This is a genomic window from Streptomyces sp. NPDC055749, from assembly GCF_053617235.1.
Genome location: NZ_JBSHFH010000014.1, coordinates 79282 through 95536, shown reverse-complemented (window position 1 = coordinate 95536; position 16255 = coordinate 79282). Strand labels below are relative to the sequence as shown.

Here is a 16255-nt window from a genome sequence, read left to right as displayed (position 1 = left end):
ATCCCGCCGATTCCAGGGCGAGTTGGACATGACGGAGGCCGGACCCGAACGGGATGAACCCTGCACAAGGGGGCTGTGCGGAGGCCGGGTTGAGCTAACTTGGAGTGGTTTCGCCTTGCTGCCGCCGCCGCTGCTGATGGGGGATCACCGTGAGCGAAGTGCCGGGCAACGAAAGACTGGTCGCGGGGCGCTACCGCCTGCTGGGACCCCTCGGCCAGGGCGGGATGGGCGTCGTGTGGCGGGCGCGCGACGAGGTGCTGGGGCGCGAGGTCGCCGTGAAGGAGGTCCGGGCACCGGCCGGGCTTCCCGGGCCGGACGTACAGCGGCTCTACACCCGCCTCGAACGGGAGGCGTGGGCGGCGGCGCGGATCTCGCACCGCAATGTCGTGACCGTGTACGACGTGGCCACCGAGGACGGCCGGCCATGGATCGTCATGGAGCTGGTCCGGGGCCTCTCGCTCTCCGAGGTGCTGGACGCCGATGGCCCCATGCCGCCCCGGCGGGCCGCGCACATCGGCGCGGAGGTACTGGCGGCGCTGCGCGGCGCCCATGACTCCGGGGTGCTGCACCGCGATGTGAAGCCCGGCAACGTCCTGCTCGCCAATGACGGCCGGGTGGTCCTGACCGACTTCGGCATCGCCATGGTGGAGGGGTCGTCCGCCCTCACCATGACGGGCGAACTGATCGGATCGCCCGAATTCCTCGCTCCGGAACGCGCGCTGGGGCGCACGCCGGGGCCCGAATCCGACCTGTGGTCGCTCGGAGTGCTTCTGTACGCCGCGACCGAGGGAAACTCCCCGTTCCGGCAGAACACCCCGCTGAGCACCCTGCGTGCCGTGGTCGACGAGGAACTGCCGCCGCCCCGCAGGGCGGGGGCGCTCGCACCGGTCATCGAGGGCCTGCTGCGCAAGAACCCCGCCGACCGGCTCACCGCCGGGGACGCCGAGCAGCGGCTGCGCGCCGTGGCGGGCGGAAGCACCAGGACGGCTGGCGGCGCGGTGGCGGCCGGTGCGTCGAGCCCGACCGTGACGGCGGGGACTCCGCTGCCGGGCTCCGGACCGCGCACGGCGCCGACCACACCCGTACCGCACCCTTCCGCCGCTCCGCCTCGCGGTGGCTCGCGCAGGGCCGGTGCTGCGGCAGCCCTGGGCGTGGCGGCGCTGCTCGCGGTGGGCACGATCGTCTGGGCACTCGCGAACAACAACAACGAGAAGGACCCGGGAATCACCGGCGCGGGCGCGACGACCAGCGCCCCGGCCGCGGTCACGAGCAGCCCGGACAGACCGCGCGCCACGAGCACTCCGGGGAGGTCGCCCGTGAGCACGCGGCAGGGCGGTGGGGAAACGGACGGGAACAAGGGCCACGGCGGAGCAACGCAGCTGCCGCAGTCGGTGACGGTGTATCTGACGGCGTTGCGCGGCAGTTACGAGGGTGCGTGCCCGCCACCGCACGGGCTGGCGCCCGCGGTCGTCGCGACCGTCACCGTGGGGCGTACGCCCGCGACGGTCGAGTACCGCTGGGCGCTCGAAGGGGGCACGGGCTCCGATCCGGGCTGGAAGTCCCTGGACTTCGCCGCGGGCGACGGGAAGACGAAGCAGGTGTCGCATACGGAACTGACGTACCAGCAGGAGGGTTCGCCCGAGGATACGTACCGGGGGACGATCGTCCTGGAGGTCCGCGCTCCCGTCGCCGTCACGTCGAACGGGGTGGAGTACGCGGTGACCTGCGAGCGGGAGACCCCGACGGACGGGGCCTCCCTCCCGACGGCCGAGGTGTCGGCCGGGCAGTGAGCGGGCGGGGCGGGTGCGGTCAGGCGGGTGCGTCAGGCGGGTGCGTCAGGCGGGTGCGTCAGGCGGGTGCGTCAGGCGGGTGCGTCAGGCAGTCGAGTTCAGGACCGGCAGGTAGCCGCCGGACTGTCCGGCCGCGGTGGGGTGGTAGGACTCGCCGATGTTCAGCCAGTTCACGCTGTGCAGCCAGGCGCTGCCGGAGCAGATCTCGTGGCCGGTGAAGGTCGGCCTGACGTCACCGAAGGTGAAGCCGTGGTTGGCGGCGCGCTTGGCGGTGGCCGCGTTGAGGTAGTCGCTGGCGCCGTTGATGGCGGCGCGCTCGTTCTCGCTGAGTCCGGCGATGCAACTGCCGCCCAGCTTGTAGAAGCGGGGGTAGCCGAGGACGACGACGTGGGCGGCGGGGGCTTTGGCGCTGATCGCGTTGTACACGGAGTCGAGCCTGCCGGGCAGGGTCGAGTCGACATAGGCACGGGCCGTGGCGACCCGGCTGAGACAGGTGGCCTCCGACTGGAGGACACAGGTGGTCATGACGTCGGCGAAGCCCGCGTCATTGCCTCCGATGGAGATCGAGACCAGGTCGGTGGAGGAGTTCAGCGGGCCGAGCTGATTGGCCGTCACATCGTTCGTGCGGGCGCCCGAGCAGGCGGTGAAGGCGAACGAGCTGGGCGAGTTGGCGGCGGCCCAGAGCTGGGGGTAGGCGCGGGTGCTGCGCTTGCAGTCGCCGCTGGAGCTGATGTAGCTGCCAGCGCCGACTCCTGACGAGTAGGAGTCGCCGAGTGCGACGTAGTCGCCGGCCGCCGATTCGGCGGCCTGTGCGGTACCCGACCCGGTCAGGGCGAGTACCGCACCGATGAGGAGAGAGGACGAGAACGCCACGAGTCTGGACATTTTCATGGAACCTCCTTGAGCAGGGTTTCTGCCTACTCCGTGGTAGCAGTACCGACCGGTACTTTGGAAGTGTCCATGCCAAGAACGTTGGACGAGTGCTTCATGACGCCCCCCTGAGCGCCCGTCACACCGACAGCGGGCGGGCGGCACCAGCTGACGAAACCTGGGTGCACCGGACGGTCCCGTGCCGGATCATGGACGCCATGTCTGCCAACCCCGAGTCCGCACTGCCGATCCGGCTGAATGTCGACGACAGCGATTCCCCGGCCGACGTCGTCGACGCGCTGTTCCTGGGCCGTTTCGCGACGGGCGAGCAGCCGTACTCGCACAGTTCCTCGCTCGACCGCGTCAAGAAGGCGGCGACGCTGCTGCCCCCGTCGGCCACGGTGCTGCGGGCCGCCCGTGACGACGACCGCAGCGCCACGCTCGCCGAGGGCGAGGGATGGACGCTGCTGATCTCCCGGTGGAACCGGGGTGCCGATGTCACGGTCACCGCGACCAGTTCGGAGCTGGCCGAAAAGGTCCTGGGGCAGGCGACGGAAGGCGCCCAGGACGAACCGGAGCCACAGCCCGAGAACGTGACCATGGGCTTCTGGTACGTCTCGCCCCGCCGCGGCCCGCACCGCACCACCCGGCAGATCGCCGCAGGCACATGGGAGGACGTCCGCCGCAACTACACGGCTCCGGTGGCCGATGCGATGGACCGGCTGATGAAGGTCACGCCCGACGACATCTCGGGCCGGCTCCTCCTGCTGCACGGCCCGCCGGGCACGGGCAAGACCTCCGCGCTGCGTACGCTCGCCCGGTCCTGGCGGGACTGGTGCCAGGTCGACTGCGTACTCGATCCGGAGCGGCTGTTCAACGACGTCGGCTATCTGATGGACATCGCGATCGGCGAGGACGACGGGACGTCGAAGGAGCGGTGGCGGCTGCTGCTCCTGGAGGACTGCGACGAACTGATCCGCGGCGAGGCCAAGCACACGGCGGGCCAGGCACTGTCCAGGCTCCTGAACCTGACGGACGGGCTGCTGGGCCAGGGCCGCAATGTGCTGGTCGGGGTGACCACCAACGAGGACCTGGAACGGCTCCACCCGGCGGTCGTCAGGCCCGGCCGCTGTCTGGCCCGGATCGAGGTGGGTTCACTGACCCGCAAGGAGTCGGTCTCCTGGCTGGGCACGGAGGAGGGTCTCGGCCGGGACGGCGCGACACTCGCCGAGCTGTACGCCCTGCGGCGCGGAAGCGGTCCCGCGTCGGTACCGAAGCAGGACGCGGGCGCGGACTCGGGTCTGTATCTCTGAGCCCACCACCCGGTCACCTCCCGTACGGTCACCTCCCGTACGCCGCCCGCACCGCATCCTCCGCGAGGGACAGCGCCTCGGCCCGCGAAAGACCGAGCCGCCTCGCCTGTTCGGCGTACTCCTGCGCGGCAGCCGCCGCCTTACGGTCCGCCGCGTCCCCCGCCGCCGCGACGAAGGTGCCGTTGCGGCCACGGGTCTCGATCACCCCGTCCGCCTCCAGCGCCCGGTACGCCTTGGCCACGGTGTTGGCGGCGAGGCCCAGTTCTTCGGCGAAGCCGCGGACGGTCGGCAGTTTGTAGCCGACGGGCAGGGCGCCGGAGCGGGCCTGTTCGGAGATCTGCGTGCGCAGTTGCTCGTACGGGGCGGTGTCGGCATCCGGGTCAAGAGCGATCTTCAGGGTCACCGCACGATTGTCCCCCACGGCGGTCCCCCATGGCTGTTCCCCTCGGCTGTTCCCCTCGGCTGTTCCCCTCGGCCGGAAATTCGGAGGCGCCCTGTGCCGCGCTCCGCGTAGCCTCCGCCGCATGACTGTGATCGTTCGCGACATCCGGCCCGCCGACACCGAGGCATGGGTCCAGGTGCGGCGTGCCGCGCTGCCGTACATGGTGACCACCGCGGAACAGGTCGCCTTCGAACTGGCGAACGCCCACCCCGACAAGCGGTACCGCCAGCTCGTCGCCGAGGAGGACGGGGAGATCATCGGCACGGCGCAGGTCGGCATCTCGTACGACAGCGCGGAGCCCGGTCAGGGCTTCTGCAATCCGTACACCCGCCCGGACCGGCTCGGGCGCGGGGCCGGCTCGTTGCTCCTGAGCACCGCCGAGGGATATCTGGCCGAGGCGGGCGCGGTCGCGGTCTACTCGTGGGTGCTCGACGAGCCGGCCAACCGCGAGTTCGCCCGCAGGCGCGGCTACGTGGCGAGCAGGCCGGCGCACTTCCTCCACCTCGATCTGGCGAACGGCACCCTGCCCGAGCGGCAGGAAGCCCCCGCCGGGGTCGAGCTGCGTACGGCCGCCGACTTCACCGACGACCCGCGACCGCTGTTCGAGGCCGACGCCGAAGTCACGGGGGACGAGCCGAGCGACACCCCGACCGAGCTCACGGACTACGAGGACTGGCTGAACCACACCTGGCGCCATCCCGGCCTGGACCGGGAACTCACCTCGGTCGCGGTGGTGGACGGTGTGGTGGCGGCCTTCAGCGCGGCCAACACCGACGGCCTGACCCGCTACTCGACGGGCATGACCGGCACCCGGCGGGCGTACCGCGGCCGGGGCCTGGCCAAGCTCGTGAAGAACGACTCCCTGCACAGGGCCAGGGCCGCGGGATACACGGACGCGTACACCGGCAACGACGCGGGCAACGGCCCGATGCTGGCGGTCAACAAATGGTTCGGCTACGAGATCTGCGCCACGGAGGTACGTCATGTCCGCACGTTCGGCTGAGCCCGCCGGGCTGGTCGTCGCCCTTACGAAGGCGGGCCGGACCAAGATCAGTTACCCGGCGGACCTGGTCAGCGACGACGGCAACCGCGTGACGGTACGGGCGCCCTGGGCCGCGCCCGGAGTCCGGGACTTCGGCTTCGTACGGTTCGAACCGGGCGACGTCTTCACCGAGCACTACTGGCGCGACCGCTGGTTCGCGGTGAAGGAGGTCCGCACCGGTGACGGCGTGCTGAAGGGCTGGTACTGCGACGTGACCCGCCCGGCCGTGCTCCGCGACGGCGAACTGCTGGTCGAGGACCTGGACCTCGACCTGTGGGTGTCGGCGGACGGCTCGTCCGTCCTCCGCCTGGACGAGGACGAGTTCGAGGAGAGCGGCCTCACGGACCGGGACCCGGAGGCGGCCGGGGCAGCCGTCCGGGCGCTGGACGAGCTGGAACAGCTCGCCCGCGCGGAGGGCCTGTCGGGGCTGCTGGCCTGATCCCGGCTGTCATGTGGCCGGCAACGGCACCGCCCGTCGTGGGCCCCGGGCCTCGTACGCGACGGGGTCGCCGTCCTCGTGCCAGTGGATCAGGAAGCGCTCCCCCGCCCGGTAACCGTCCAGCCCCGCACGGCAGTACGCGACCATGTCGTCCGGGAGGTCGTCCAGCGGGGACCAGGTCAGTTCCGAGCACTTGTCGGGTTCCGCGTTGCGCGGTGGGCGGGAGGGGTCGTACTCCGCCTCGAAGAACCAGCCGATGCGTGGGGCGCCGCCGGGGCCCCTGTGCTGCATGACCAGTGCCACCCGTAGCTCGGCCGGGTCCAGGGCGATGCCGATCTCCTCGGCCGTCTCGCGGATCATCGCCTCGCGGACGTCCTCGCCGCCCTCCACATGGCCGGACGGCGCGTGGAGCAGGCCGTCCGCGTATCCCGTACCGGCGCGGCGGGCGAGCAGGACCTCGGAACCTCGGCGCAGGATGAGATGAACGTCGACGACCTCGCTGTGTCTGTGCGGCGGCCGGGTGTGCGCGAGCACCGCATACCGCTCGTCGTCGACCCGCCTGCCCCAGAGGGCCGGGTCGTCGGAGAGCCGCTCGTGGTGGACGCGCTCGGTGAGTCGTGCGAGCAGCGCGGTCAGGCGCTCGGCCGGGATGCCCGCCCCGCCCCAGACCCCTTCGATCAACACGAACCGGCCGCCCGGCCGCAGCAGACCGAGCCAGTGGCGCAGCGCGGTCGCCGGGTCGGGCAGGAGCCACACCATGTGCCGGGCCAGGATCACGTCGAATCTGCGGTCACCCACCGGGGGTCGGGCCGCGTCCCCGACCAGCACATCGGTGCCGGTCCCGGCGAGTTTGTCCCGGGCCAGGTCCGCCATTCTCGGTGAGGCGTCCACGGCCGTGACCCGGTGGCCCTGCTCGGCGGCAAGCAGCGAAAGGCTTCCGGTGCCGCAGCCGAGGTCGAGGACATCGGAGTCCGTGCCGGGCAGCCAGCTCTCCAGCCGCCGCGCCCAGGCCGCGCGGACCGCGGGGTCGAGCAGCCCGTGGTCGGGGTCCTCGTCGAAGGTGTCGGCGGCGGCATCCCAGTCGATCGTCGTCATGGGTCCGATGGTGTCAGCCACCACTGACAACGCAGTTCAGTCCATGAGCCGCTTGCGGTAGTGGAACCGGTCGTACGGTCCGTCGACGCGCCGCTCCACCAGCTCGTAGCCGAGGCGCGGGTACAGCTTCTGGTTCTCCCACATCAGGGCGTTCGTGTAGAGCCGGACCTCGGGGAGGCCGAGTGTGCGGGCGTGTTCGTCGGTGAAGGCGAGAAGGCGCCTGCCCACTCCCCGGCCGGCCGCGTCCGGGTGGACGGCGACGCTCTCCAGGAAGAGGTGGTCCTCGTGCGGGACGAGGACCACCACACCGACGACGTCCGGGTCGCCGGTGACGTACACGTGTCCCGCGGCGACGTCCGCCGCGTGATCCGCCTCCATGGGAGCCGGGACGACGCCGATGCGGGCGATGTAGTGGCGGTACGCGGCATCGGTGACGGCCCGTACGGCGGGCACGTCGGCGGCGGTTGCGGCACGGATCTCGTCGGCCGGGGCAGCTGTCATGGAGTCACGGTACGAGGGGGCCGCCCGTGCGATTCCGGGCGGCCCCCTCGTACCGGGGACTACTTCCGGGCCGCTGACCTGCGGCGTACCACCAGCTTCTTCACCAGGGGCCAGGCCAGGATCAGCACGACCACCACGTACACCGTCACGGAGAACGGCGTGTTGACCAGGCCCGAGACGCTGCCGTCACTGATCTGGAGCGCCCGCCGCAACTGCTGTTCGGCGGCCGGGCCGAGGATGACGCCGATCACGGCGGGAAGCACCGGGAGTCCGTACCTCCGCATGCCGAGCCCGATCAGACCGATGACCAGCAGGATCACCAGGTCGAAGGATTCGCCGCCGACCGCGTACGCGCCTACGGCGGCGAAGAACAGGATGCCCGCGTAGAGGTAGGGGCGCGGGATCCGCAGCAGCTTCGCCCACAGCGGGGCGAGCGGCAGGTTGAGGGCGAGCAGCAGCACCATGCCGACGAAGAGCGAGGCGATGAGGCCCCAGACCAGTTCGGGTTCGCGCTCGAAGAGGAGCGGGCCCGGCTGGATGCCGTACTGCTGGAACGCGGCCAGCATCACGGCCGCGACGGCTGTGGTGGGGAGGCCGAGGGTGAGCATCGAGACGAGGGTTCCCGCGGCGGACGCGGAGGCCGCCGACTCCGGGCCCGCGACGCCCTCGATGGCGCCCTTGCCGAATTCCTCGCGGTGCTTGGAGAGCCGCTTCTCGGTGACGTACGAGAGGAACGTGGGTATCTCCGCGCCGCCCGCGGGGATCGCGCCGAAGGGGAAGCCGATGACGGGTCCGCGCAGCCAGGACTTCCAGGTGCGCCTGACGTCCGCCTTCCCCAGCCAGGGGCGGCCGACGGGGATGGGCTCCCCTGTGGACCGGCGCAGATGCGCGGCGACCCAGAGGGCCTCGCCGATGGCGAAGAGGCCGACCGCGACGATCACCACGTCCACGCCGTCGGCCAGTTGGAGCGAGCCGAAGGTGAGCCGCTGCTGGCCGGTCATCTGGTCGAGGCCGACCAGTCCGATGGTGAGGCCGATGAGGAGCGAGGAGAGACCGCGGATGCGGGAGGACCCCAGGACGGAGGTGACGGCGATGAACGCCAGCACCATGATCGCGAAGTAGTCGGGGGCGCCGATGCCTACGGCGAGCGAGGCGATGGTCGGGGCGAGGACGACCAGCAGGATCGTGCCGATCATGCCGCCCGCGAAGTGACCGATCGCGGCGGCGGCGAGGGCCTGTGGGCCGCGCCCCGCCTTCGCCATCGGATGTCCTTCCATCGCGGCGACGACGGCCGCGCTCTCCCCGGGGGTGTTGAGGAGGATGGAGGTGGTGGAGCCGCCGAACATCGCCCCGTAGTAGATCCCGGCGAACATGATGAAGGCGCCGGTCGGTTCGAGTCCGTACGTCACCGGCAGCAGGAGCGCCACGGCCATGGCCGGGCCGATGCCGGGGAGCACACCGATCGCCGTGCCGAGCAGGACGCCGAGGGCGGCCCAGAGCAGATTGACGGGCGTGAGCGCCGTACCGAAGCCGTCGATGAGGGAGTTGAGGGAATCCATCGGTCAGAGCACCCCCATCAGCGGGCCGCCCGGCAGGGGGACTCCGAGCAGGTTGTCGAAGACGAAGTAGGTCACGAGGGAGAGTCCGGCCGCGATGAGCGGATCACGGTCGTAGTGGCGGCTGCCGAGTGCGTAGGCGCAGCCCCAGAAGAGCAGCGCGCCGGAGACCGGGAAGCCGAGCGGGCCGATGAGGACCGCGTTGGCGAGGAAGACTCCGGCGAGGAGAAGCACCGTGCGCCAGTCGGCGGGCTCGGCGAGGTCGATGTCCTCGCCGCCCTCGGCCTCGCCGCGTCCGCCGCGCAGGACGTCGACGGCGAGGAGGACGGCGACGATCAGCAGTCCGGCGCCGACGACGAGGGGGACGGTCCTGGGGCCGACGGGGCCGCGCTGGGTGATGTCGACGCTCATGGTGAGGGCGTCGGTGAGGACGAGGACGCCGAGGGCGAGAAGCAGGACGCAGACGCCGAGTTCGGAGTGCTCGCGCAGCCAGCTGCCGCGCTTCGAGGCTGTACCGGGTGCGGGTGCGGGTGCGGGGGTCTCGGTGGTCACAGTCCCAGCTCCTTCAGGACCGTGGCGACCCGCTTGTCCTGGGCGTCCAGGAAGTCTCCGAAGGCGTCACCGGTGAGGAAGGCGTCGTCCCAGCCGTTCTTCTTCATCGAGTCCTTCCACTGCGGTGAGTCATGCAGCTTCCGGATCAGGGCGACGAGCTTCTCGCGCTCGGCGCCGGAGAGGCCGGGCGGGGCGACGATGCCGCGCCAGTTGGTGAAATCGGTGTCCAGGCCGGATTCGCGGAGGGTGGGGGCGTCGAGGCCGGGGACCCGCTTCGGTCCTGTGACGGCGAGCAGCCGCAGCTCGCCCGCCTTGATCTGGTCGAGGTATTCGCCGACGCCCGAGACGCCGAAGGCGACCTTGTTGCCGAGGATCGAGGCGAGGAGTTCGCCGCCGCCGTCGAAGGGGATGTAGTTGACCTTCTTCGGCGCGATTCCGGCGGCCTTCGCCATCAGCATCGGGGCGAGGTGGTCGGGTCCGCCGGGTGAGGAGCCGCCGCCGACGGGGAGCTTGGCGGGGTTCGCCTTCCATGCCTCGACCAGTTGGCCGATGGTCTTGTACGGGGAGTCCTTGCCGACGACGACGATGTCCTGCTCCTCGGTGAGCCGGGCGATCGGGGTCGTGTCCCGAAGCGTCTTCGGCGACTTGTTGGTGTGGACCGCGCCGACCACCCCGAGTCCCATGGACATGGCGAGCTTGCCGTTGCCGTGCTCGCCGACGAGCCGGGCCAGGCCGACGGTGCCGCCCGCGCCGGGGAGGTTGAACACCTCCACGTTGTGGGTGAGTCCGGCGTCCTCGGCGTTCTGGGCGGCGGTGCGAGCGGTGATGTCGTACCCGCCGCCGGGAGTGTTGGGGACCATGAGGCGCAGTCCGGGAATCTGCGTCCCGGTGTCGGAGCCGCTGCCCGTGGAGAGCAGCGGCGGTGCCACGAGCACCAGGAGCGCCGCTCCGGCCAGGGCGAGTGGAGTGCGCAGTCGCACGGGTTCCGCCTTTCTCTGTGAGGTGGCCCACATGTTGCCTGCGCGTTAACGAGCTGTCTCCGTTCCGGAATCAACGGACGTTGTGGTCGTTGTGGTCGCGCCCTACCGTGTCGACGTGACAAAAGTGCTGGTGGTGGACGACGACTTCATGGTCGCGAAGCTGCACTGCCGTTATGTGTCCGCGACGGACGGGTTCACGGTCGTCGGGGTGGCGCACAGCGGCACCGAAGCGCTGCGCGCGGCACGGGAGTTGCGTCCCGATCTGGTACTGCTCGATATCTATTTGCCTGATATGGACGGCATCAGCGTTTTGCGGGAGCTGCGCGCGGCGGAGGATCCCGCCGCCGACGGGCACAGTGTGGACGCGCTGTTCATCACGGCCGCCCGTGACGCGGGGGTGGTGCGGGCGGCGCTGCGGGCCGGTGCGCTGCACTATCTGATCAAGCCGTTCCACCCGTCCGCGCTCCAGGAGCAGTTGCAGCACGTGGCGTCGTTGCGCAACCGGCTCGACGCTCTCGACGAGGCGCGCCAGGAGGCCCAGCAGGAGGACGTGGACCGGATCTTCGGCACCCGGCCGCCGGGCTCGCGCGAACTGCCCAAGGGCCTCGCGGCGCACACCGCCGATCTGGTGGAGCGGATTCTGCGCGAGCACCCGGAGGGACTGTCCGCGTCGCAGTGCGCGGAGGCGGGTTCCCTTTCGCGGGTCAGCTCCCGCCGCTACCTGGAGTACTTCGCGGAGACGGGGCGGGCCGAGGTGACACTGCGGTACGGGGGAACGGGGCGCCCCGAGCGGCGGTACCGCGCTGTCCTTAATCGCTTCTGAGCGGCTCCTTAAGCCCGCCATAACGATGGCGTTCAAGCCCTCCCGACAGCCGGATTCGCCTTCGACGGCGGCTAGTTTGCTGATCACCGGGACGGGGTCCGTTCCGTCGGCGCCATCCGAACGGGGGGTCGCACCGCCGTACGGGCCCTGCTCCGCATCCCCCCGCACCGGACGTCCGCACACAGACGTGCCCCGTCGAAGGAGAACGCCACCATGGCCGCCATCACGACCGTTCATCGCAAGCTCGCCGGGATCTTCGCCCTGGGCGTCGCGCCTCTCGCGCTGACCGGCCTCTCCGCCGCCCCGGCCGCCGCCCACGGTTCGCTGACGGACCCGGTCAGCCGGGTCTCGGCCTGTTTCGCCGAGGGTCCGGAGAGCCCGAAGTCGGCTGCCTGTCAGGCGGCGGTCGCGGCGGGCGGCACGCAGGCGCTGTACGACTGGAACGGGGTGAACATCGCCAACGCCGCTGGCAAGCACCGCGAACTGATCCCGGACGGCAAGCTGTGCAGCGCGGGCAACGACAAGTTCAAGGGGCTCGATCTGCCGCGCGCCGACTGGCCGGCGACCACGATGAAGGCGGGCGGTCACACCTTCCGCTTCCGGGCCACCGCGCCGCACAAGGGCGCGTTCGAGCTGTATCTCACCAAGGCCGGCTACGACCCCGCGAAGCCGCTGAAGTGGTCGGACCTGGAGGAGAAGCCGTTCGCCGAGGCCACCGACCCCAAGCTGGAGAACGGTTCGTACGTCTTCGACGGCACCCTGCCGGCGCGTTCGGGACGGCAGCTGATCTACACCGTCTGGCAGCGTTCGGACTCCCCCGAGGCGTTCTACGCCTGCTCCGACGTGGCCTTCGGCGCGGCGGCGGGCGGCAGCGGTTCGGTCGCCGCGGTCCCGGCCCCCTCGGCGTCCGCCCCCTCCGAGCAGGAGATCACCGAGGGCGCCGGGAAGTCGTCCGTCGAGCACAACGGGCACGGTGACGACGACGCCGGTACGGCGGCGGAGGTCACCGAGGCATCCCCGGCCGCCGGGACTGAGACGCCCGGTACCGCGACTCCCTCCCCGGCCAACGCACCGGTGGCCAACGGCTCGCAGGCGGGCGAGGAGCTCGCCGAGACGGGGAGCACGAGCAGCAGCTCGTACCTCGCGATCGGCGGGGCGGCGGCACTCGCCGTCGGCGCGGCAGCCCTGTTCACGTCGACGCGTCGCCGGGCGGCCTCCGCGGCTCGCCACAGCCGCTGACCGGTTCACCGGGTCCGTGCGGTTGTGAACGGCGAGGCGGTGGTGCGGGACAGCCGCAGCCTCCGCCTCGCCGGTGAACCGGTTTCGCCGGCTCCGTTCTCAGCCGATCACCGAGAAGCAGTTCGTCGGGGTGGCGTGCGCCGGGTCCAGGGCGTTCTCCACCTCGTGGAAGGCGATCCGGTCGATGGTCCCGATCGCCACATGCTCGGAGAGGTCGACCGCGCACAGGTCCTGGAGGAGGACGTTGCGTACGTTCGGCCCGTCCAGGTACTGCGTGCGGTACGGGGTCACGACCTGGTCGTACCGGGTCGCGATGACGGTGTAGCGGACCCCGGGCACGGTGTCGGGAAGCGAGTTGAGCTTGGTCATGAACGCGGATCCTGCGACCTGGTCGGCGAGGCCCGGGGTGGCGGCGGTGAGCAGGTCCTCGGCGCCCGGGAAGTGCGGCAGCAGCTTGGTCAGCCCGAGGAGGGTGGTGCCGTGGTTGTCGGGGGCGAGGCCGACGAGGGCGTTGACCTTCGTGGCGCCACCGAGGAACTTCAGGTAGTAGTTCGGCATCATGCCGCCCTGGGAGTGGCCGACGAGGTCGGCCTTGGGCGCTCCGGTGGCGGCGAGCACCTTGTCCACGAACACGTCGAGCTGTCCGGCCGATTTGTCGACCGGGCCGAGTCCGTTGAAGAACGGGACGCCCGGAAGCTGCCCGTAGTCGAGGGAGAAGACGCAGTACCCGCGGTTGACGAGGTAGGGCGCGAGGACGAGCCAGTTGTCGATGGAGTTCCCGAACGTGCCGTGGACCAGGACGACGGGGCGGGGATGGGCTGCGGAGGGCTTGCAGGTGTAGTCGTTCCAGCCACGGGACGTGGTGGCGGTCTCGGCTGTGGGGGCGGCGGCGGTCGCGGTGGCCGTGGGGGCGGCGAAGGCTGCGACGGCCAGGAGCAGCGCGGTCAGCGTCCGACGCGCACGGCGGGTGCGCACCGGACGATTCCAGGGCAGCATCGTGTGTTCTCCTTGCGGCTCAAGGGAGTTGCGATGTCTGTGCGCCCTGCGGCCCGGACCACAAGAGTTATGTGCTCATGCCAAATTACGCACGAGTAAGGTAGCTAGGGAAGTTACGCGTCAGTAAAAACTGACTCCGCATCACAGTGCCCGCGACATGCGCACGGTTCTGCTTCAGCCGTCGAATACCGACCAGCAGATGTCGTTGCGCAGCCGCTGGTCATCAAGTACGAGCTCGCGGATCGGCTCCGGGAGCTGACTGCGCTGCCACTGGCACTCGAGTCGTCCCGCGTTCTCCCTCCCGCCTTCCGGTGCCGCCGCACGTGCGGCCTTGATCGCGTAGGCAGCCGCGCCGAGCTCGTGCGCGGCTACGTGGGCGACGGCCCCGGCCTGGCCGGCGGCGTACGCGGCATGCCGTGCTGCCCCACGCAGGTCTCTGGCTGCCCCCATCGCATGGCCGCCCGCCGCGCGGGCCTGCATCATCTTGACCTCGCCACGCACCCAGGCCCGGGCATGCTCGATCGCCTGGCGCGGTCGCGGGTCCCCGGGCCGGGCCGACTCGAAAAGGCCAAGGACGTGCTCTGCACAGGCGGCAGCCCACAGAGCGAGGAGACGGTGATTCGCATCAGTGAGAGTCCCACCACGGCGGATCGTCACGAAGCGAGGGTCGCGGACCTTCGGGAGGATCATGACGTCCACTCCCTCCTGCGTACATCGGCTCCGCTCGCTGCGTTGTGCCCTCGCGGCCGGTCAGCCGCCTGGCGCAGGGAATGGTCCAGAGTGCTCATCAGCCGGGCGACACGGCTGCTGCCGCCTGTCGCGGGCGGGTAACGGCAGAGCACATCGATGAGTACCGGTGTCGCACGCCGCCGCGACCGTTCCATCAGGGCATCCGCAATCGCGGGGTCGCCGCCCGCATCCATCTCTCCGATGTGTGCGGCGCTCGCGGAGGCTCGCAGGATGTGGCCGACCTGGCCGGCCTGGGCGATGGGATGCAGGTATGCAGCCGACGCGGCGTCACCGGCGGACCGCGCGGCCAGTCGCGCGGCTTCGGAGGGCGCGGACCGGGCGGCCCGATGAGCGTCGAGGGAGGTGACGCGCTGCAATTTCGTCCTGTTGGCACCGTTGATGAACGCCCAGGCCGCGTCGATCGCCGCACGGGGGCGCGGATCACTGGGAACAGCCTGCTCAAAAACCGACAGGACGTCCTCTGCGTGCCGAACCACGTAACGCGCCACGACGCGCAGCTCGTCCATCGTCAGATCGAAGTCTCCGGACACGGTGTGCGTGCTCTTCGCCATGCTCCTGAATCGTATCCTTGAACGCTCGGTGGAGACTCTTCGACGAATTCTCCGCCCATCTGCGCCGGAACCCTCAATCGGAGGTCACATGCGGCCCGTGGACCTGGCCCGTCGCCATGGCCTCTCCACGCAGGCGGTCCGCAACTACGAGGACGCCGGCATCATCCCGCCGGCCCACCGCAGCCGGACGGGGTACCGGGACTACACCGCCGCTCATGCCGCTGGCCTCGCGGCCTACCTGGCGCTCGTCCCCGCCTTCGGCTACTCGACGAGCCGACGCATCATGCATGCCGTCACCAGCGGCCGGCTCGACGAAGCACTGGAGTACGTCGACGACGGGCACTCACTCCTGGCCCGCGACCGCAACACGCTTCGAACCGTCGAAGCGGCGCTCTCACACCTCGGAGCCTCTGCCCCGGATACGACTGCCGGCACCCGGGCGCCCTACAGCATCGGTGAACTCGCCCGCCACCTCGCGCTCGACCCGGCCACCCTGCGCGCCTGGGAACGCACTGGAGTCCTCACCCCACAACGTGACCCGCGCGGGCACCGCCGGTACCTCGCGCACGACGTGCGCGACGCCGAACTGGCGCACCTGCTGCGCCGGGGAGGCCGGCCCCTGGGCACCATCGCTACCGTCCTCGGAGAACTCCGCGACGCCGGCAGCCTCGATGCGCTGGGCAGGACCCTGGAAGGATGGCGGCGCGACCTCACGTCCCGCGGAATGGCCCAGCTGCACGCCGCCGGTCAGCTCTCCGCCTACCTCGATTCCTTGGACGGACCGGCAGGAACCGGCTCAGTCCCGGAGCACGGACCCCACTGACGTTTCCGCTGCCGGGGGCCATCGGCAGGGCTCAGGGCGTCTTCGTGGCGGACCGCTTCGTGCCTTTGCTCCTACCGGCACCCGTGCCGCTCCGCCCGGGCTTGGCGGGCGCGCTTTTCCGCCTCTTCGGGGCCTCCTCCGCGGCTGCGGCCACCCGCGACGGCGCCGCCCGGGTCGGTGCGGTCGGCCATGTGAACTCGATCTCCAGCTCGATCTCCCCCTCACCGACCTCGACCTCGATCTCGCTGCGAAGTTCGTCGGGGATCCGCAGGCTCAGTGTCCCGGAGCCGAGTTCCAGTTCGGCATCCTCGCCTTCCCTCAGCGCGGCTGCGAGCGCCGTGAGCTGGTCAGCCGCCTCAAGGCGTGACAGCGAGCGCTTCTGCTCGAACTTCAGGTCCTTCATGGGCGTCTCCGATCCGACAGAACGTTTTGATATCAGTAATTCTGATGCTATGTACGTAATCACGCCTCTCTGTCTCGGCGTTCCCGTGAA

At 70.6% G+C, this 16255-nt stretch carries 17 protein-coding genes and 1 pseudogene; 7 read left to right on the top strand and 11 right to left on the bottom strand.

Features of this window, described 5'->3' with window-relative positions:
• Positions 1 to 149: 149 nt before the first annotated feature.
• Entirely contained in the window at positions 150 to 1790 is a 1641-nt protein-coding gene (locus ACWGO0_RS13500) for a protein kinase domain-containing protein (protein WP_453532767.1), read from the top strand.
• Positions 1791 to 1874: 84 nt separating this feature from the next.
• Here the strand turns inward: ACWGO0_RS13500 and ACWGO0_RS13495 are convergent, their stop codons facing one another.
• Positions 1875 to 2681 (bottom strand): SGNH/GDSL hydrolase family protein, encoded by an 807-nt coding sequence (locus ACWGO0_RS13495; protein WP_453532764.1) that lies wholly within the window; start codon positions 2679 to 2681, stop codon positions 1875 to 1877.
• Between the two features lie 197 nt (positions 2682 to 2878).
• Here ACWGO0_RS13495 and ACWGO0_RS13490 point away from each other — a divergent pair, with 197 nt between their 5' ends.
• Positions 2879 to 3973 carry a DUF5925 domain-containing protein gene (locus tag ACWGO0_RS13490; protein WP_453532761.1) on the top strand — a complete coding sequence of 365 codons (1095 nt, stop codon included), beginning with the start codon at positions 2879 to 2881 and terminating at the stop codon, positions 3971 to 3973.
• Positions 3974 to 4001: 28 nt separating this feature from the next.
• Here ACWGO0_RS13490 and ACWGO0_RS13485 read toward each other — a convergent pair whose 3' ends face one another.
• Complete coding sequence (locus ACWGO0_RS13485) at positions 4002 to 4376, bottom strand: GntR family transcriptional regulator (protein ID WP_453532758.1); 375 nt, start codon at positions 4374 to 4376, stop codon at positions 4002 to 4004.
• Between the two features lie 121 nt (positions 4377 to 4497).
• On the opposite strand from ACWGO0_RS13485, the gene ACWGO0_RS13480 reads away from it, so the two are divergent.
• Together ACWGO0_RS13480 and ACWGO0_RS13475 are read left to right on the top strand one after the other, a co-directional pair.
• Complete coding sequence (locus ACWGO0_RS13480) at positions 4498 to 5418, top strand: GNAT family N-acetyltransferase (RefSeq protein WP_453532755.1); 921 nt, start codon at positions 4498 to 4500, stop codon at positions 5416 to 5418.
• Positions 5399 to 5896 (top strand): DUF402 domain-containing protein, encoded by a 498-nt coding sequence (locus ACWGO0_RS13475; RefSeq protein ID WP_453532752.1) that lies wholly within the window; start codon positions 5399 to 5401, stop codon positions 5894 to 5896. The genes ACWGO0_RS13480 and ACWGO0_RS13475 overlap by 20 nt, the downstream gene beginning before the upstream one ends.
• A 15-nt stretch (positions 5897 to 5911) precedes the next feature.
• On the opposite strand, the pseudogene ACWGO0_RS13470 reads toward ACWGO0_RS13475, so the two are convergent.
• The 5 genes and pseudogenes from ACWGO0_RS13470 to ACWGO0_RS13450 all read right to left on the bottom strand — a co-directional run.
• Positions 5912 to 6991: pseudogene (locus ACWGO0_RS13470) on the bottom strand (methyltransferase domain-containing protein); the annotation flags it as partial.
• A gap of 36 nt (positions 6992 to 7027) precedes the next feature.
• Positions 7028 to 7492, bottom strand: coding sequence for a GNAT family N-acetyltransferase (locus tag ACWGO0_RS13465; protein ID WP_453532749.1), 465 nt, complete (start codon positions 7490 to 7492; stop codon positions 7028 to 7030).
• Between the two features lie 59 nt (positions 7493 to 7551).
• Positions 7552 to 9051: a tripartite tricarboxylate transporter permease gene (locus ACWGO0_RS13460; RefSeq protein WP_453532746.1), complete on the bottom strand. Its 1500-nt coding sequence runs from the start codon at positions 9049 to 9051 to the stop codon at positions 7552 to 7554.
• Positions 9052 to 9054: 3 nt separating this feature from the next.
• Entirely contained in the window at positions 9055 to 9600 is a 546-nt protein-coding gene (locus ACWGO0_RS13455) for a tripartite tricarboxylate transporter TctB family protein (protein ID WP_453532743.1), read from the bottom strand.
• Positions 9597 to 10580, bottom strand: coding sequence for a Bug family tripartite tricarboxylate transporter substrate binding protein (locus tag ACWGO0_RS13450; RefSeq protein ID WP_453532740.1), 984 nt, complete (start codon positions 10578 to 10580; stop codon positions 9597 to 9599). Before ACWGO0_RS13450 ends, ACWGO0_RS13455 begins: the two co-directional genes overlap by 4 nt.
• A gap of 115 nt (positions 10581 to 10695) precedes the next feature.
• Between ACWGO0_RS13450 and ACWGO0_RS13445 the strand changes: the two genes are divergently transcribed.
• Complete coding sequence (locus ACWGO0_RS13445) at positions 10696 to 11403, top strand: response regulator (RefSeq protein ID WP_453532737.1); 708 nt, start codon at positions 10696 to 10698, stop codon at positions 11401 to 11403.
• Between the two features lie 213 nt (positions 11404 to 11616).
• Entirely contained in the window at positions 11617 to 12642 is a 1026-nt protein-coding gene (locus ACWGO0_RS13440) for a lytic polysaccharide monooxygenase auxiliary activity family 9 protein (protein ID WP_453532734.1), read from the top strand.
• Positions 12643 to 12741: 99 nt separating this feature from the next.
• Here ACWGO0_RS13440 and ACWGO0_RS13435 read toward each other — a convergent pair whose 3' ends face one another.
• The 3 genes from ACWGO0_RS13435 to ACWGO0_RS13425 all read right to left on the bottom strand — a co-directional run bounded on the left by ACWGO0_RS13435 (position 12742) and on the right by ACWGO0_RS13425 (position 14939).
• Positions 12742 to 13638, bottom strand: a complete 897-nt coding sequence (locus ACWGO0_RS13435) for an esterase/lipase family protein (RefSeq protein ID WP_453532731.1) — start codon at positions 13636 to 13638, stop codon at positions 12742 to 12744.
• Positions 13639 to 13812: 174 nt separating this feature from the next.
• Positions 13813 to 14328, bottom strand: coding sequence for a putative immunity protein (locus ACWGO0_RS13430; RefSeq protein WP_453532728.1), 516 nt, complete (start codon positions 14326 to 14328; stop codon positions 13813 to 13815).
• A complete protein-coding gene (locus tag ACWGO0_RS13425; RefSeq protein WP_453532725.1) occupies positions 14325 to 14939 on the bottom strand; it encodes a putative immunity protein in 615 nt (204 codons plus the stop codon). Before ACWGO0_RS13425 ends, ACWGO0_RS13430 begins: the two co-directional genes overlap by 4 nt.
• A gap of 88 nt (positions 14940 to 15027) precedes the next feature.
• On the opposite strand from ACWGO0_RS13425, the gene ACWGO0_RS13420 reads away from it, so the two are divergent.
• The gene (locus ACWGO0_RS13420; RefSeq protein WP_453532723.1) at positions 15028 to 15762 is read left to right on the top strand and encodes a MerR family transcriptional regulator; all 735 of its coding nucleotides are present in this window, start codon (positions 15028 to 15030) and stop codon (positions 15760 to 15762) included.
• A 31-nt stretch (positions 15763 to 15793) separates the two neighbouring features.
• Here ACWGO0_RS13420 and ACWGO0_RS13415 read toward each other — a convergent pair whose 3' ends face one another.
• Positions 15794 to 16165: an amphi-Trp domain-containing protein gene (locus tag ACWGO0_RS13415; RefSeq protein ID WP_453532720.1), complete on the bottom strand. Its 372-nt coding sequence runs from the start codon at positions 16163 to 16165 to the stop codon at positions 15794 to 15796.
• Between the last annotated feature and the right edge of the window lie 90 nt (positions 16166 to 16255).

Excerpts from the sequence above, each read along its gene's own strand:
- ACWGO0_RS13465 (WP_453532749.1), bottom strand. The coding sequence starts at position 7,492 with ATGACAGCTGCCCCGGCCGACGAGATCCGTGCCGCAACCGCCGCCGAC.
- ACWGO0_RS13435 (WP_453532731.1), bottom strand. The coding sequence starts at position 13,638 with ATGCTGCCCTGGAATCGTCCGGTGCGCACCCGCCGTGCGCGTCGGACG.
- ACWGO0_RS13415 (WP_453532720.1), bottom strand. The coding sequence starts at position 16,165 with ATGAAGGACCTGAAGTTCGAGCAGAAGCGCTCGCTGTCACGCCTTGAG.
- ACWGO0_RS13425 (WP_453532725.1), bottom strand. The coding sequence starts at position 14,939 with ATGGCGAAGAGCACGCACACCGTGTCCGGAGACTTCGATCTGACGATG.
- ACWGO0_RS13460 (WP_453532746.1), bottom strand. The coding sequence starts at position 9,051 with ATGGATTCCCTCAACTCCCTCATCGACGGCTTCGGTACGGCGCTCACG.
- ACWGO0_RS13490 (WP_453532761.1), top strand. The coding sequence starts at position 2,879 with ATGTCTGCCAACCCCGAGTCCGCACTGCCGATCCGGCTGAATGTCGAC.
- ACWGO0_RS13440 (WP_453532734.1), top strand. The coding sequence starts at position 11,617 with ATGGCCGCCATCACGACCGTTCATCGCAAGCTCGCCGGGATCTTCGCC.
- ACWGO0_RS13495 (WP_453532764.1), bottom strand. The coding sequence starts at position 2,681 with ATGAAAATGTCCAGACTCGTGGCGTTCTCGTCCTCTCTCCTCATCGGT.
- ACWGO0_RS13420 (WP_453532723.1), top strand. The coding sequence starts at position 15,028 with ATGCGGCCCGTGGACCTGGCCCGTCGCCATGGCCTCTCCACGCAGGCG.
- ACWGO0_RS13430 (WP_453532728.1), bottom strand. The coding sequence starts at position 14,328 with ATGATCCTCCCGAAGGTCCGCGACCCTCGCTTCGTGACGATCCGCCGT.
- ACWGO0_RS13475 (WP_453532752.1), top strand. The coding sequence starts at position 5,399 with ATGTCCGCACGTTCGGCTGAGCCCGCCGGGCTGGTCGTCGCCCTTACG.
- ACWGO0_RS13480 (WP_453532755.1), top strand. The coding sequence starts at position 4,498 with ATGACTGTGATCGTTCGCGACATCCGGCCCGCCGACACCGAGGCATGG.